The organism is Streptomyces achromogenes, assembly GCF_030816715.1.
Classification (GTDB): Bacteria; Actinomycetota; Actinomycetes; order Streptomycetales; family Streptomycetaceae; genus Streptomyces; species Streptomyces achromogenes_A.
The window spans coordinates 238,760-254,394 of sequence record NZ_JAUSYH010000001.1; the positions used below are offsets into that span (position 1 = coordinate 238,760).

The following is a 15,635-nucleotide window of genomic DNA, read 5'->3' on the forward strand; positions in this document are numbered from 1 at the left end:
GCGCCGCCGTGCGCGGCGCTCCCACCCCCGTTTCACATGTCACTCCGCCCGTGCCGGGCCGTCACCGGCCCGCTTCCACCGCTCGGCCGTCAAGCTGCCCTCGCCGCACAGACCTTCGCAGTAGACCGCGAGCATCCTGCCGGGCAGCTGCGCGTCACCCGTGCGCTGCGCCGCGATCAGGGTGCTCGCCATGACGGCCATGAGATCGGCGACGGTCACGTCCTCGCGGACCCCGGCCTCCTGAGCCCGTGTCAGCAGCTCGCCGAGTGCCTCGTTCAGGCCGAGGGCGGCTGGGCCCGTGACCTCGCCGACATCGACCCCCGCCCCGATCAGCGCGTCGACCAGGTCCTTCTTGGCACGGCCCTCCTCCAGGACGTCGAAGAGGAAGCCGAACAGTACCCCGAGGGGATCCGCCAGGCCGGTCAGCGCGCGGGCCTTCTGGGTCAGCCGCTGGATCCGGGTGATGATCACGGCCTCGAACAGCACCTCCTTGGTGGGGAAATGCCGGTGCACGGTACCCGGCCCGACCCCGGCGCGGCGCGCGATCTCATCAAGCGAGACCGAGTGCCCTTCCACTGCGAAGGTCTCCAGCGCGGCGGCGAGGATCTGGTCGCGGTTGCGGCGGGCGTCGGCACGCAGCGGCCGTGGGGGTGGCGGCGCATAGGGGATGGCGGAGTCCAGCCCCGTCGATTTTCCGACTGCCATGGCGCCTCCCGGTCGTGACAACATCCCCGCGGATACGCCTCAAGGCGGCGGAGGCCTTCGAGTGTAACCGCACTTCGTTGACAACCGGGGCGGCGGCCCCGTATCGTCCGCAACCGGGTCCGTGGACCCGGTTAGTCCGGCTGGTTCCACCCGTTCCTTCCATTCCGGGGAGTCCCCACCGTGTCAACTTCAGCGGCGCCAAGCCCCAACTCCGGCCTCCGGAGAGTGCTGCCCGGGCTGATGCTCGCGCTCCTGCTCTCCATGCTCGACGCGATGATCGTCACCACCGCTCTGCCGACCATCGCGGGTGACCTCGGCGGATTCAACCGCCTTTCCTGGGTCATCACCGCCTACATCCTGACCTCCACGGTTTCCACCCCGCTCTGGGGCCGGGTGAGCGACTTCTTCAGCCGCAAGCAGCTGCTCCTGGCCTCGATCCTGATCTTCACGATCGGTTCCGTGCTCTGCGGCGTCGCCCAGTCCATGGGGCAGCTGATCGCCTTCCGTGCTCTGCAGGGCATCGGCGCGGGCGGCCTGATGGTGGGCGTGATGGCGGTGATCGGTGTCATGGCTCCCCCGAAGGAGCGCGGCAAGTACCAGAGCTACATCGCCGCCCTCAGCGCGGTCGCCACCGTCGGCGGTCCGCTGCTCGGTGGCGCGCTCACCGACCACGCCTCCTGGCGCTGGGCGTTCTACCTCAACGTGCCGATCGCCGCCGTCGCCGTCTGGTTCGTTGCGGCCCGGCTGAACCTGCCGCACAACCGGGGCGCCGGCCGCATCGACTACCTCGGTGCCGCCCTCCTCTCCGTGGCCAGCACCGCAGTGGTGCTGTTCACCACTTGGGGCGGCAACCAGTACGCCTGGGGCTCGCCCACCATTCTCGGTCTGATCGCGCTGGCGGTGGTCGCCGTCGTCGCCACGGTGGTGGTCGAGCGCCGGGCCGCCCAGCCGATTCTGCCGCCGCACCTGTTCCGCTCCCGCAACTTCGTGGCCAGCCTGCTGCTCGGCTTCCTCGTCGGCATCGCCCTCTACGGCACCATCACCTACCTGCCGGTCTACCAGCAGAGCGTGCAGCGTCTGTCCGCGACCAGCAGCGGTCTGCTGCTGCTCCCCGTGCTCGGCGGAATGCTGGTCGCCTCGATGTACAGCGGCCGGTTGATGAGCGAGTCCAGCCGCCACCGCCCGATCCTCCTGGCCGGCGGGGCGTTCCTGAGCGTCGGCTCGTTCCTGCTGTCCCTGTTGGACGTGGACACCTCCCGCGTCATCGCCTCGGTCTACATGGTGGTCTTCGGCATCGGACTGGGCCTGCTGTTCCAGAACGTCATGGTCATCACCCAGAACAGCGTCGAGCTGAAGGACATGGGCGTGGCCAGCGGCACACTGACGTTCTTCCGCTCTGTCGGCGGCTCGTTCGGTACGGCGCTCTTCGCGGCCGTGTTCACCAGCCGACTGACCGACTCGCTCGACTCCAAGCTCTCCCCCGCCGAGCTGAGCGCCGTGCACAACAACGGCGGGCGTGCGGGTTCGAGCGCGATCGAGTCGCTGTCCCAGTCGGCGCGCACAGCGTACGTGGACGCCGTGGCGAGCGGCACCCAGAGCATGTTCCGCTGGGCTCTTCCGTTCTTCGTCATCGCCTTCGTGGTGGCGCTGTTCCTGCAGGACAAGAGCAAGCAGGCGCAGGCAGCCCAGGCCCCCGCGCCGGCCAAGCCCCAGCAGGCAGGGTCCACGAGCTGAGTCCACGGACCGGGTTTGCGCCACTTGGAAGCAGTCGGCCCCGTGACGAGCGCTCGCCACGGGGCCGACCACCCTGTTCCGTCAGACCGCTGGTGCCAGCGCCACGCGGTGCCGGCTGTCCGCAATCAGCACCACCCGCTGCAACTCGCGCAGGCGCAGCCCGGGTTCCAAGCCCAGCTCGCTACGCAGGACGTCCGCGGCCTGCGCGTACACAGCCAGCGCATCGGCGCGCCGGTCGGAGGCGAACAGCGCACGCATCAACTGCGCGTAGAAGACCTCGTGCAGCGAGTGCTCCGAGATCAGCCGGTACAGCTGGCCCACCAGCTCGCGGTGGTGGCCGAGGGCGAGTTCGGCCTCGATCTGCATCTCGATGCACTCCAGACGCAGTTCTTCCAGCCAGTCGCTGACCCCGGTGACGATCGGCCCGTTGCCGAGCCGGCCGAACGCCGAGCCGCGCCACAGGTCGAGCGCGCCGGACAGGGTCGCGCTGGCCGCCGTGAAGCGGCGTGCGGTGAGTTCGGCGCGCCCGCGCTGCACCAGCCGCTGGAAGACCCGGCAGTCCAGGTCGTCCGGCTTCACTTGGAGCAGGTAACCCGAGGTCGAGGTGACGATCGGGCCGACCGGGCGTGCGGACTCGTCCGACGTGGCTCCGGACAGCAGCTTGCGCAGCTGGGATATGTAGACGTGGATCGCCGAGGTGGCCCGCCGGGGCGGGTTCTCGCCCCAGATCTCCAGCGTGAGCTGCTGCACCGAGACAACCTGGTTGCCACGAGCCAGCAGGGTCGCGAGCACGTTCTCCATCTTGGGTGCAGTGATATGGCGGACGACACCGCGGTCGACGACCTGGAGCGGCCCCAGTACTTGGTACTTCATTCGCCCTCCCGCCTTCCCTCTGTCTGGTCCCCTCCGGCCGCGCGCAGATGTCCGGCCAGCCGTGACGGCGTCGGATGCTCGAACAGTTCGGACAGTGCCACCCTCACCCCGAGGAGTGCCTCCGCCTCCTGCACCACCAGCGCTCCGAGCAGTGAATGGCCGCCGTGGGAGAAGAAGTTGGTGTCCGCGGTGATGTCCTGACGGTTCAGCACGCGCTGCCACAGCCCGATCAGGTCCCGCACCAACGCGTCTGCGGTGTCGTCCGCCGGCCCCGGGGGCGCCGGCGTGGCACGCCGCGCACGGGCTAGCTCCGCCAGCGCCGCGTAGTCCACCTTGTCGTTGAGTGTGGTCGGCAGCGTGTCCAGGACCAGGAACTCCTGCGGTACCAAGGCACGCGGCAGCTCGGCCCGAGCGTGCTCCCAGAGCCGCTCCACCAGGTCCTCGGCCGCATCGGTGGAACGGGCGCGGGCCGGTTCGACGAAGGCGACCAGGGCCGCGTCGGTGTCGGGATCGCCGACCAGCGCGACTGCCGCGCCACGGACCGAGGGGTGTGCGAGCAGTACGGCCTCGATCTCACCCGGTTCGATCCGGTTGCCGCGCAGCTTGATCTGGCGGTCGGCCCGGCCGAGCAGTTCGAGGGTGCCGTCGGCCCGCCAGCAGGCCAGGTCCCCGGTCCGGTAGTAGCGGCCCCGCTGGGGATCGTCCACGAACCGTTCGGCGGTCAGCTCGGGTCTGCCGTGATAGCCGTGGGCGACGCCGTCGCCGCCGATGCACAGCTCACCACGCACACCGATGGGCAGTTCGGTGCCGTCCGGTGCGAGCACCATGACCCGGGTGTTGGCGATGGGTCGGCCGATCCCGGCGGGCTCGGGGTCGCCCGGCCGAAGGATCCCCGAGGTGGACCAGATCGTGGTCTCGGTGGGGCCGTAGACGTGGTGCAGGATGCAGCCGGTGGCCAGCAGCCGCTTCACCAGCGGCTGGGGCGCCGCCTCACCGCCACACAGGACGCGCCGGCCGCGCAGCGCGGGCCCGGTCTCTTCGAGCACCAACCGCCAGGTGGTGGGGGTGGCCTGGACGACGTCCGCGTCGTGCCGTCGGATCAGCTCACGCAGCACGCCGCCGTCGGTGCGGGCTGCGTCCGGTGCGGCCACCACACTGCCGCCGTACGCGAGCGGGACATACAGCTCCAGCCCGGAGATGTCGAAGGAGAAGGTGGTCAGCCACACCACGGTGGTGTCCGGGCCCGCGTCCAGCTCGGTCCCGAAGTGGGCGACGAGGTTGGCCAGCGCACGGTGGCCGACGACCGTGCCTTTTGGCCGGCCTGTCGAGCCCGACGTGTAGATGAGATATGCGGCTGCGGCGGGGTCGGCCGCCACGGGCTCGGCGGGCAGCGGCCGGGCCGGCGCGTCACCGGCCAGGGCCAGGGTCAGCACCGTCCGGCTGGCCGCGCCCGGCAGGTGGACTCCCGGCCCGGCGAGGACGGCGCGGGCTCCGGAGTCAGCAAGCTGGTAGGCGATCCGCTGCTCAGGATGCTCAGGGTCGAGCGGTAGGTAGGCGGCATTGGCCAGCCAGCTCCCGAGGACGGCCGCGGCCAGTTCGGGGCCGCGCAGGGCGGCGACGGCGACCACGTCACCGCCCTGCACCCCGGCCTCGGTCAGCTGCTCCCGCACGGCGAGCGCCGCGTGCCACAGTTGCCGGTAGCTGGTGGCGCCGTCCGCCGTGTGCATCGCCGGGGCGTCCGGGCGGGCCAGGAGCCCGGCCGTGAACGCCGACAGGACCGATTCCGAACCCACCTCCGCCTGGGTCCGGTTGGCTGCCGTGATCACCTCGCGGTCCCGGTCGCTCCACACCCGCAATGCGCCGATCGGCCGCTCGACGTCCTCGGCCAGTTGGACCAGCAGGGCGTCGTAGCGCTCCAGGAGCAGTTCGACGTCCTGACGGGTCAGCAGATCGGTGCAGTAGACCGCCCGGACACGCAGCCCGTCCGATGTGGCGACCACGAAGAACTCCAGGTCGAACTTGCTGAAGCCGTTCTCCACTACCAGCGGTTCGGCCTGCAGTGAGCCGATGGTGAACCGGGGCAGGACGCTGCCGGGCACATAGTTGAAGAGGTGCCGGAACAGCATGTTCCGCCAGTTGGAGCCGCCGCGCGATACCAGCGGGGTCAGGTGGTCGACCGGGACGTCGGCGTGCGCCAAGGCATCGAAGAAGGCGTCACGGGTGCCGCGGACGAAGGCTCGGACGGTCTGCTCCGGTGTCACGCGGGTCCGCAGGGGAAGCACGTTCACGTGGTAGCCGATGGCGCCCGCCGCCTCACGCGGGCGTACGTCCACGGGCGAGCCGACCGCTAGGTCGGGTCCGGCGCCATGGGTGGCCAGGAGGAGTTGGTAGGCGGCGAGCAGGACGGCCGCCTCCGGGGCCCGGAGCTCCCGCTGAAGTCGCTTCACCGCCGCTCGAGCGCCCTCGGATAAATCGTGGAGCACACGGTCGCCGACCAGGGTGGGTTCGGCGGCGTCCGGCACCCCGCACCACAGGTCGAGAGCGCTGAGGTCGTAGTCGGCGAGTTGCTCGCGCCAGAACCCCAGGCTCTCCTCGGCGGGCTCGGGCTCGACGAGGGCCGGCACCGGCTCCAGCAGGGCCGGCGGTGGTACACCGGGGCCCACAAGCGCGCCGTAGGCTTCGGCCAGTTCGGACAGGAACGAGACACCCGAGAGGGTGTCGAACACCAGATGATGGACGGCCAGGCAGAACACGTCGCCGTCAGCACCCCGCAAAATGGCGGCGCGCAGCAGCAGGCTGCCGTCGAGCGGGAAGCGCTCGGCGACGAAGGCCGTCAGGTCGGTGTCGAGGTCCTCCGGGCACGTGGTGAGCACGCGCGGGACGAGGCTTACGGCCGAGGGGGCGAGGTCGGACCGGGTGAGATGGGCTCCGGAGGCCCGGTAGACGTTGCGCAGCGTCTCATGTCTGCGCACCAGGAGGGTGAGGGCCTCCTGCAACGGGGACTCCTGGAGCCTACCGTCCACCCGGAATGCGACCGACAGGTTGTTGGCCGCGCTGCGCGGGGCCAGTCGCTCCAACAGCCAGAGGGCTTCCTCCTTACGGCTGGCGGCCTCTGCTCTGTCCAGGCCGCGAACCTCGGTGGACGCCCCGATTCCCAACACCTGCATTGCTGTTCCTTCCATTGCGGGCACCGTCACGCGAGAAGCTCGGACACCGTTCGCGCGACGCCGGTGTCGCGGAGCAGCTCCGTGTGCGGGAGTTCGAAGGAGATCTCGCGGGCAACCAGCGCCGAACGTTCCCGTGGGGGGAGGGGGTTGAGGCCGCTGTGTGGCGTGGCGGAGCTGATGGCGACCGCGTTCGCCCAGTCCTCGCGCGGGTCGAGGTCGGAGGCGGCGACGAGGTAGCCGAGAAAGGAGGCGAACGTGGCGACGACTTCGGCGCCGCGCTCCGCATCCAAGCCGGTGCGCCGGAAGGCGGGCTCTCCGTACTTGCCGAAGAGCTCGCACAGTTCCTCGGCGAGCGGACGCATGGCCGTGTGCGCTCGCCGGGTGTTCTCGCCGGCGCGGCGCGCCTCGTCGACCTCGTCCGGGGAGAGCATCGGGGCGAGGCCGCCGATGAGTTCGTGGTAGTGGCGGTACAGCAGGTCGGCGTCGGGCCGCTCGGGGTCGAACAGGACGAGGCGCGGCGCCTTGCCCTGCCGGCGGCCGATCTCGGCGGCCAGGCCGGCGGCGAACACGCTGCCCACGCAGAAGCCGAGCACCGCGTTCACCGGTCCGGCGGACTCGACGCCGGGCTGCCAGTGCCGGAGATAGTCCTCTCCGGTCATTCCGGCTTCCCGGCCGGGGCGGGGTGGGGCGGTCTCCCAGACGGCGGGCGAGGCATCGCCGAGCTCACGCACCAGGTCGCCGAATCCGGCGACGGTGCGGCCGGTCGCCGGAAAGTCGGAGGCGAGCACTGCTGCGGCGGCTCCGGTGCCGCTCAGAACATTCCATACATTCGCGGTCATTATCCCATTCCGAATTCTTGAGATGAATTTGGGGAATCTTTTGCTACCACCTTGCCTGAAGAGGTAAACGGAATACCTCATTCCGGTGTTGCGAGAAACGCAACTACAAACCTATGGAATTCCTTTCAAGCCAGAGAGGGGATGCAATGGCAACTTAGCACTCACGCGCGATGCCATAACAGTCGAATTACTGCCCTGAAAGATCGTCAGTTGTCATTTCGAGCGGGTTCGGTCGATCTCTTCCGGAAGGCGGTCAGTCCGAGAACCAGTGCACAGAGAACGAAACCTGTGGCGACCGTGAATCCCGTCTCAATGCTGTGCACGAGTGCGCCGTGACCCGCACCGGGCGCGGGCGCGCGATGGGCTCCGGAGCCACCCCCGCCCGCCGTGACGAGCAATGCCAGGCCCAACGAGGCACCCACCCGGAGCATGGCCTGCTGGAGCCCGGAGGCAGCACCGGTATCCCCGCGGGACACTCCCGCCAGAATGATGGAGTTGAGCGGCATGATGGTCAGCCCCAGCCCGAGCCCGACCAGGGCCAGCGGAACGGCCAGCCCGCTCGCGTAGCCGGTCTCCTCGGTGATGCGGGAGAACCAGAACGTCCCGGCCCCGAGCACCGCCGCGCCGACGACCAGCAGCGGCCGGGCACCCAACCGGGTCAGCAGGCGCGGCGCGGCGAACGCGGAAACCACCATGAGCACGGCCAGGGGCAGGAACCCGAAGCCGGCCCGCAGCCCGCTGTATCCCAGCACCGTCTGCAGGAACTGGGTGAGGAAGAAGAACAGTCCGGAGACGGTGGCACCGACCAGCAGGGTGTCCGCATAGGCGGCCGCACGCTCACGGCGGGCCAGCAGGCGCAGCGGCACCACCGGCTGCTCGGCCCGCAGTTCGACCACCACGAAGATCGCCAGCAGCAGCATGGCCGCTCCGCCCGAGAGCAGCGTGGCCTGGTCGGTCCAACCGTGGCTCTGCGCCTGGATGAAGGTGTTCACCAGCGCCGCCATGCCGGCCGTGGAGGTCAGAGCGCCCGCCAGGTCGAACCGGCCGGGCCGGCGTTCGGACTCCGCAACGAACCGCGGGGTGACCAGCAGGACGGCGATGCCGATCGGCACGTTGAGGAAGAGGGTCCAACGCCAGGAGGCCAGGGAGAGCAGGCCGCCCAGGATCATCCCCACAGCAGTGCCCGCGCCGGCCACGGTGGAGAAGGCGCCGAGCGCACGGTTGCGCCGCGGGCCCTCCGCGAAGGTGGTGGCCAGCATCGCCAGCGAGGTCGGCTCGGCGAGCGCGGCGCCCAGGCCCTGGCCCACCAGGGCTGCCAGCAGCACCGGCGCCGTCGGCGCGAGCGCGGCCAGCAGCGAGCAGGCGGTGAAGATCGCGATGCCGGTCAGGAAGACCGCCCGGCGGCCGAGCAGGTCACCGCACCGGCCGCCGAGCAGGAGCAGGCCGCCGAAGGTCAGCATGTAGGCGTTGACGACCCAGGACAAGTCGGTCGGCGAGAAGCCGAGGTCCTCCCGGATGCCAGGCAACGCGATGTTCACCACGGTCGTCGCGACGACGATCATCAGTTGGCAGCTGATGATCACTGCGAGGGTGACACCGGGATGCCGTACCGCAGTCGCGGTGTCCTCCGTGCCGGCGTTCTGGGACAGCAGCGAGGGCTCGCTCACCGCTCCACCTCCTCGGACAGCAGCTTGATGGCGCGTTCGGGGCAGGCCGCAGCCCCACGCGCGGCCGGGCCGCGCAGCCGTTCGGGCACCTCGAACTCCCCCATGCCGTTGAAACCGGTGTCCTCGTCGATCTCGTAGACCTCGGGCGCCATGGCGTGGCACAGGGAGAACCCCTGGCAAACCTCGGCGTCGACCCGGATGCCGATCGGCTTGCTCATCGGGCCGCCCCCACGGTGAGGTCCAGGCGGTCCAGACCGCGAATGGGCGAGTAGCGGGAGACCGGCTCGGTGCCGGGGGTGATGTGGTACTCCGGGATCCTGGCGTGCCACTCCTCCAGCGCGACCTTGACGATCCGGCGGGCCAGGTGCATGCCGAGGCAGCGGTGCGGGCCGATCCCGAAGGCGAGGTGGCGCACCGACTGCCGGTCGAAGTCGACCTCGTCGGCACGCTCGAAGACCTCAGGGTCGAGTCCCGCGAAGCCCCAGGACATCAGTACCCGGTCGCCCGCACGAAGCTTGACGTCGTGCAGTTCGACGTCCCGGGTGACCACACGGGCAGTGGAGACCATCGCCTCGTGGCGGATCAACTCCTCGGCCATGGCCGGGAGGCGGTGCGGTTCCCCGACGACCGTGCGCTGGACCTCGGGGTGCTCGGCGAGGTGGCGGAAAACCATGCTGAGCAGCGAGTTGGAGGTGTCCAGGCTGGCGAACATCGTCATCAGGATGATGTTGACGATCTCGTCCTGGGTCAGCGGCCGGCCCTCGTGCTCGGCGCGCAGGAGTGAGCTGATGACGTCACGCCGGCCCTCGATGCCCTCGGCACGGCGTGCGTCGACGGCCGCACTGAAGAACTCCCACAACGGCCGTCCGGCCGCGTGCAGTTCCTCGTCGTTCCTGGCGTTCGGCAGGCCCTCGCGACGCAACCAGTTCTTGTGGGCGAGGAGTTCAGGCAGGTAGGAGCGGTCGATGCCGAAGTTGATCAGGAAGGTCTCGGCGGGCAGCCGGACCGCGAAGTCCTCGACGAACTCGCAGGAACCGCGGGCGGCGATGGGCTCGATGGCGTCCACGGCCGCCTCGCGGATCTGCGGGGTGATGTGGCCGACCACGGCGGGGTTGAACAGAGCCGACAGGGCCTGCCGCCACTTGCGGTGGTCCTCCCCGTCGAGTTGGATCGGGATCAGCTTGTCCTTGTAGATCTGGCGGTTCGGTATGCCGATGTCGGCGCTGGAGAAGAGGTCTGGGTTGCGCGCCGCCCACTCGATGTCGGCGTAGCGGGTGAGGATCCAGTAGCCGCCGAACTCCTCGGAGCGCAGCACCGGTCCGTGCTCCCGGAGCTCATGCCACGCGCCGACCGGGTCGGCCTGGAGCCACGGTTGGTAGGTGCTCCATCTCCGGATCCGTTCCTCCGGGGTGCCCGGTGCGACCGGGCACCCTTGGTGTTGCGCCGCCGTCTGGTTCATCCGCCAACTCCCTCCGACGTCCGAACCGTGTACGGCGACCGGCCGCACACGGTGCATCTTCAGCCAGGATGGAGGGGGCACCTAATGACGCCCTTAAGGCAGGACTAAGCGCCTGCGCCCGGCGAGACGGACGGGCAGCGGCGGCCCCGGACGTTCGGCGGGCAGACCGTCGGCGAGTGGCGAACCGAACGGTGCGCGGGTAGTCAAATACGCTGTGACCAGGAGTGACTCTCGGACGAGCGCTACACCGGGTTCCGACGGAAGGGTGCACTGGATCTCTTCCGGCGCGACCGGGCTCCGTGCGGGACCCCGCAGTGATGCCGTGGCTCGCCCCTGGCACGCCGGCATCGTTTCGGGCCGACGTCTCCCGGTCAGCTCGTTCGGGCGGTTCGTGGCTTCCGGGCCGGTCCGAACCAGGTCGTCACCGCGGTCCGCAGCGCGTCCCGGTCGCCCTCGCCCGTGTCGGCCCAGGCGATATGGCCGTCGGGCCGAAGCAGCAGCCATCGGGCGTCCAGGTCCTCCGCCTTGTCCGCGCGGACGACGTCCAGGCGGTCCGCCCAGCCAGTGAGATCGGGTGCCTCGTCCACGCCGAGAGACAGCAAGAGCCCGCGGCCGTCCGTCAAGAGCCCCGCTGCCTCCACCTCGCCGTCCGCGGTGCGCAGGGCCACGTCGGGGAGAGTGGCGCCGAGCAACGGGGAGGCGGGGAGGCCGGGGTAGGCGATCGAGTAGCGGACGTCGGTGACGGCCTGGACCAGGTGACGGTTGACCTCGGGGAACTCGATCAGCTCGGTGAACAGCTCCCGCAGTGGCTCCGCCCGCTCCGGCGGGTGCTGGAGCGGTACCTGGGCAAGCGCGCGCATACAGGCCCGGCGACCCACGGGGTGCCGCTCGTCGTGGTACGTGTCGAGCAGGCCGGGCGGCGCCCAGCCGCGGACCGTCGCAGCGAGCTTCCACCCCAGGTTCAGGCTGTCGTGCAGGGCCGTGTTCAGTCCGTTGCCCGAGGACGGGGGATGCGGATGGGCGGCGTCGCCGGCGAGCAGCACCCGTCCCTTGCGGTAGGAGGTGGCCAGCCGTGTGGGACTGCCGTACCGGGTCATCCAGCGCGGCTCGGTGAAGTCGGCGTCGGCACCGGTGATCCGGCGGATCGCGGCGCGCATCTCCTCGGCGGTCACCGGCACGTCGGCGGCCGGCGGTTCACGGTCGAACTCGACGGTCATCAGCCGCACTTCGGACGGGTCGCTCGGGTTCATAGGCAGCACGCCGAACTGGCCGTCGGGGTGGACACCGGCCCGGAAGTGCTCCTGGGCGTCTCCGGACACCTGCACGTCGGCGATCACTCCGTAGTACGACGGCGCCAACGTTCGGAATTCAAAGCCGCCCAGCTCAGCCACGGTACTGTGCGGACCGTCGCACCCCACCAGATAGGCGCAGCGCAACACCTGCTCAGCGGCGGCGGAACGCACCCGGACCGCGACCCCGTCGGCGTCCTCGCGCAGCCCGACAAGCCGGTGGCCGGGCAGGACGCGCACGCCCAGCTCCACAGCGCGCTGCTCCAGGAGCTCCTCGGTACGCCACTGCGGGACGATCAGGTCGTAGTCGGTGTCGAGTTCGGACAGGTCCAGCCAGAGGAAGGCGAAGTGGGTGCGCGGCCAGACGGGAGTGGTGGCGTCGCGGAAGCGGTCCGCTAGCCCGCGTCTGCGCAGCGCGTCGACCGAGCGGGCGTGCAGCAGCATCCCGCCGGACGACCGCTCGCGTACGGGCCGGCCCTCCAGAACCACGGCGGGCACCCCGGCCAGCTGGAGTTCGCAGGCCAGCATCAGACCTGCGGGTCCGCCGCCGGCGATTACCACGGTGTCGTTCACGGCGTCGCCTCCGGGATCGGTTCGCCCACCACTTCCCTCTCGCCCAGTTCCTCGTCCAGATAGGCCGCCACCGTGCGCGAGGTGGGCAGGTCGTAAATGACGCCAGGCGGCAGCGGCAGTCCGGTCACGGCGCACAGCCGGTTGCGCAGCTCCACGGCGGTCAGCGAGGAGAACCCGACGTCGAGGAAGTCGGCCTCCGGGTCGAGGTCGTCGGGGCCGGGCAGCGCGAGCACCTGGGCCGCCATGGTGCGGACCAGGATCAGCAACAGGCGTTCCCGGCCGGCCCGGTCGTGCCCCGCGAGCCACTCGGCCAGCGCGTCGGGACCGTGCGGCAGACCGTCCGCGACAGCTTCCCGGGCGTCCCCTGCCGGCGGTGGGCCGTCGAGCACCGCGGCCGCCCTCAGCGCGTTCTCGCGCCACCGTCGCGCGGCGGTCAACAGTTCTTCGGCGGAGGCCACTTGTCCGGGGGTGAGACCAAGGGTGTCGACGAGTGCCTCGGTGTCGCCGTTCGCCACGGCCGTCCAGAACCAGCCGTCCAGCCGCTCGCCCGGCTCGGCGACCGTGTCCCGCAACCAGTACCGGCGCCGTTGGAAGGCGTACGTCGGCAACTCTACGGTGCCGGCCGGTGGGACCAGCGCGGACCGGTCCACCGCGACTCCGTGCAGGTGGAGCTGGCACAGGGCAGCAAGCAGGCTCAGGACCTCGGACCGGTCGCGCCGCACGGCGGGAGCGGTGAGCGCGTCGGCGGACAGGGCGTCGGCGGAGAGGCACTCGGCGGCGAGCGGGGCGAGGACCGCGTCGGGCCCGAGCTCCAGGAAGGCGGTCACTCCGCGGGCCTCGGCGTCGCGGACGCAGTCGGCGAAGCGGACGGTCTCGCGGATGTGCCGGGTCCAGTAGTCCGGGGACGTCAGCTGCTCGGCGGTGGCCTCCTCGCCGGTCAGGTTGGACATGACCGGCAAGGTCGGCGGCCTGAACTCGACGGTGGCGGCCACCCCGCGGAACTTGTCGAGGGCCGGGTCCATGTGTGCGGAGTGGAAGGCGTGGCTGACCGACAGCCGGCGGACCCTGGCGCCGCGTTCCCTCCAGTGCGCGGCCGTCGCGGCCACGGCCTCGGCGTCACCGGAGACAACCGTGGAGCCGGGCGAGTTGACCGCGGCGATCACCACCGGATCGCCTTCCGGCAACGAGGCGGCCACCTCTTTGGCGGAAGCCCGGACGGCGACCATGGCACCGCCCGACGTGGCGGCCTCCATCAGCTGCCCGCGCGCCGCCACCAGCGCGCACGCGTCGCCGGCCGACAGCACGCCGGCGACGTGCGCCGCCACAAGCTCCCCGACTGAATGCCCGATCAGCACATCCGGACGTACGCCGTAGGACTCGACGAGCCGGAACAGTGCCACCTCGTACACGAAGAGCGCGGGCTGGGTGAAGGCCGTGCGGTCCAGCGTCCTGGCTGGACCGTCGAACATCACTTCCCGCAGCGACCTTCCCAGCAGCGGATCCAGATGCCCGCACAATTCGTCGAGGGCAGCGGCGAACACCGGGAAGCTCTCGTACAACTCTCGGCCCATTCCCACGCGTTGGGCCCCCTGACCGGTGAAGAGGAACGCCGTACGGTTCTTGGTGACGGCCTTCCCGCGCACCACGCCCGGGGCCTCCCGGCCCTCGGCCAGGGCCTCGAGTCCGGTGAGCAGTGCATCGCGGTCGGTGCCCAGGACGGCGGCGCGGTGTTTGAACGCCGTACGGGCCGTGGACAGTGTGTACGCCACATCTCCCATCCCGATGCCGGTCCGCTCTGTCAGGTGCGCGCGCAGCCGGTCCGCCTGCTCCCGCAGGGCCTGCGGCGACCGCGCCGACAGCAGGAGCGGCGCCGCCGTCTCCACGGCAGTGGGCTGATCCTCCTCAGGGGCCTGCTCCAGGATCAGGTGGGCGTTGGTGCCGCTGATCCCGAAGGAGGACACCGCGGCCCGGCGCGGGCCGGAGGACTGCCACTCCTGGGGTTCGGTCAGGAGCCGGACCGTACCCGCGGACCAGTCCACGTGCGGAGAGGGCTCGTCCACATGCAGCGTCCGCGGCAACTCGCCGTGACGGATGGCCTCCACCATCTTGATCACACCACCGACACCCGCAGCCGCCTGCGCATGCCCGATGTTCGACTTCAACGACCCCAGCCACAACGGCCGGTCCACGGACCGCTCCCGGCCGTACGTGGCGATCAGCGCCTCCGCCTCGATCGGATCACCGAGTGACGTGCCCGTGCCGTGCGCCTCCACCACGTCCACCTCGGCCGCCGACACACCCGCGTCCGCCAACGCCTGCCGGATCACCCGCTGCTGCGCCGGACCGTTCGGCGCCGTCAACCCGTTCGACGCCCCATCCTGATTGACCGCACTCCCCCGGATCACCGCCAGCACCCGGTGCCCGTTGCGCCGCGCGTCCGACAACCTCTCCAGGAGCAGCATGCCCGCGCCCTCGGCGAAGCCCGTACCGTCCGCACCCGCCGCGAACGCCCGGCAACGGCCGTCAGGTGCCAGGCCGCGCTGGCGGCTGAACTCCACGAAGACGCCCGGGGTGGCCATCACCGTCACACCACCGGCCAGGGCAAGCGCGCACTCGCCGCGCCGCAGCGCCTGCACCGCCAGATGGACCGCCACGAGGGACGAGGAGCACGCCGTGTCCACCGTCACCGCCGGGCCCTCCAGAGCAAGGGTGTAGGCGACACGGCCCGAGGCGACGCTGCCCGCGCTGCCGCTGCCGATGAAGCCCTCAAGGTCGCTCGGTACCTGCCGCAGCCGGGAGCCGTAGTCGCCGTACATCGCGCCGACGTACACGCCGACGCGCTCGCCGCGGAGCGTGCCGGGGACGATACCCGCGCGTTCCACCGTCTCCCAGGCGGTCTCAAGGAGCAGCCGCTGCTGCGGGTCGACGGCGAGCGCCTCGCGCGGGGACATGCCGAAGAACTCGGCGTCGAACTCGGCCGCGTCGTACAGGAATCCGCCCTGACGGGTGGTGGCGTGGCCCGGCCGCTCGGGGTCCGGGTCGTACAGGTCCGGATCCCACTCCCGGTCGGTGGGCAGGCCGCCGATGGCGTCGGTGCCGGAGGCCACCAGGTGCCACAGGTCCTCCGGGGCACGGACGTCGCCGGGGAAGCGGCACGCCATGCCGACCACGGCGACCGGCTCCAGCCGTTCGGCCTCCACCTCCTGGAGGCGTTCGCGGGTCCGCTGGAGATCGGCCGTGACCCACTTGAGGTAGTCGACGAGCTTCTCTTCGTTTGTCATGCAGGTTCAGCCTCTTCTCAGCCTCGTCGGCGGACGGCCGCAGCCGCG

General features: G+C 70.7%; 10 protein-coding genes. 1 reads left to right on the top strand and 9 read right to left on the bottom strand.

Annotated elements, in window-relative coordinates; genetic code table 11:
* Positions 1-39: 39 nt before the first annotated feature.
* Positions 40-705 carry a TetR/AcrR family transcriptional regulator gene (locus QF032_RS01120; protein WP_306945760.1) on the bottom strand — a complete coding sequence of 222 codons (666 nt, stop codon included), beginning with the start codon at positions 703-705 and terminating at the stop codon, positions 40-42.
* Positions 706-930: 225 nt separating this feature from the next.
* Between QF032_RS01120 and QF032_RS01125 the strand changes: the two genes are divergently transcribed.
* Positions 931-2,439 carry an MDR family MFS transporter gene (locus QF032_RS01125; RefSeq protein ID WP_307054450.1) on the top strand — a complete coding sequence of 503 codons (1,509 nt, stop codon included), beginning with the start codon at positions 931-933 and terminating at the stop codon, positions 2,437-2,439.
* 81 nt (positions 2,440-2,520) lie between these two features.
* Here the strand turns inward: QF032_RS01125 and QF032_RS01130 are convergent, their stop codons facing one another.
* The 8 genes from QF032_RS01130 to QF032_RS01165 form a co-directional block, all read right to left on the bottom strand.
* Positions 2,521-3,312, bottom strand: a complete 792-nt coding sequence (locus QF032_RS01130) for an AfsR/SARP family transcriptional regulator (protein WP_306945764.1) — start codon at positions 3,310-3,312, stop codon at positions 2,521-2,523.
* Positions 3,309-6,479 (bottom strand): non-ribosomal peptide synthetase, encoded by a 3,171-nt coding sequence (locus QF032_RS01135; RefSeq protein ID WP_307054452.1) that lies wholly within the window; start codon positions 6,477-6,479, stop codon positions 3,309-3,311. The genes QF032_RS01130 and QF032_RS01135 overlap by 4 nt, the downstream gene beginning before the upstream one ends.
* 26 nt (positions 6,480-6,505) lie before the next feature.
* Complete coding sequence (locus QF032_RS01140; protein ID WP_307039169.1) at positions 6,506-7,318, bottom strand: hypothetical protein; 813 nt, start codon at positions 7,316-7,318, stop codon at positions 6,506-6,508.
* A 206-nt stretch (positions 7,319-7,524) separates the two neighbouring features.
* On the bottom strand, positions 7,525-8,985 hold the full coding sequence (locus QF032_RS01145) for an MFS transporter (RefSeq protein WP_307054454.1): 1,461 nt from the start codon (positions 8,983-8,985) through the stop codon (positions 7,525-7,527).
* Positions 8,982-9,203: a ferredoxin gene (locus QF032_RS01150; RefSeq protein WP_306945771.1), complete on the bottom strand. Its 222-nt coding sequence runs from the start codon at positions 9,201-9,203 to the stop codon at positions 8,982-8,984. The genes QF032_RS01145 and QF032_RS01150 overlap by 4 nt, the downstream gene beginning before the upstream one ends.
* Complete coding sequence (locus QF032_RS01155; RefSeq protein WP_307054458.1) at positions 9,200-10,444, bottom strand: cytochrome P450; 1,245 nt, start codon at positions 10,442-10,444, stop codon at positions 9,200-9,202. The genes QF032_RS01150 and QF032_RS01155 overlap by 4 nt, the downstream gene beginning before the upstream one ends.
* 371 nt (positions 10,445-10,815) lie before the next feature.
* A complete protein-coding gene (locus QF032_RS01160; protein ID WP_307054460.1) occupies positions 10,816-12,306 on the bottom strand; it encodes an FAD-dependent monooxygenase in 1,491 nt (496 codons plus the stop codon).
* On the bottom strand, positions 12,303-15,587 hold the full coding sequence (locus QF032_RS01165; RefSeq protein WP_307054462.1) for a type I polyketide synthase: 3,285 nt from the start codon (positions 15,585-15,587) through the stop codon (positions 12,303-12,305). Before QF032_RS01165 ends, QF032_RS01160 begins: the two co-directional genes overlap by 4 nt.
* Positions 15,588-15,635 lie beyond the last annotated feature (48 nt).

Coding starts and splice junctions, on each gene's coding strand:
- QF032_RS01135 (WP_307054452.1), bottom strand. CDS start 6,479: ATGCAGGTGTTGGGAATCGGGGCGTCCACCGAGGTTCGCGGCCTGGAC.
- QF032_RS01130 (WP_306945764.1), bottom strand. CDS start 3,312: ATGAAGTACCAAGTACTGGGGCCGCTCCAGGTCGTCGACCGCGGTGTC.
- QF032_RS01120 (WP_306945760.1), bottom strand. CDS start 705: ATGGCAGTCGGAAAATCGACGGGGCTGGACTCCGCCATCCCCTATGCG.
- QF032_RS01155 (WP_307054458.1), bottom strand. CDS start 10,444: ATGAACCAGACGGCGGCGCAACACCAAGGGTGCCCGGTCGCACCGGGC.
- QF032_RS01150 (WP_306945771.1), bottom strand. CDS start 9,203: ATGAGCAAGCCGATCGGCATCCGGGTCGACGCCGAGGTTTGCCAGGGG.
- QF032_RS01165 (WP_307054462.1), bottom strand. CDS start 15,587: ATGACAAACGAAGAGAAGCTCGTCGACTACCTCAAGTGGGTCACGGCC.
- QF032_RS01140 (WP_307039169.1), bottom strand. CDS start 7,318: ATGACCGCGAATGTATGGAATGTTCTGAGCGGCACCGGAGCCGCCGCA.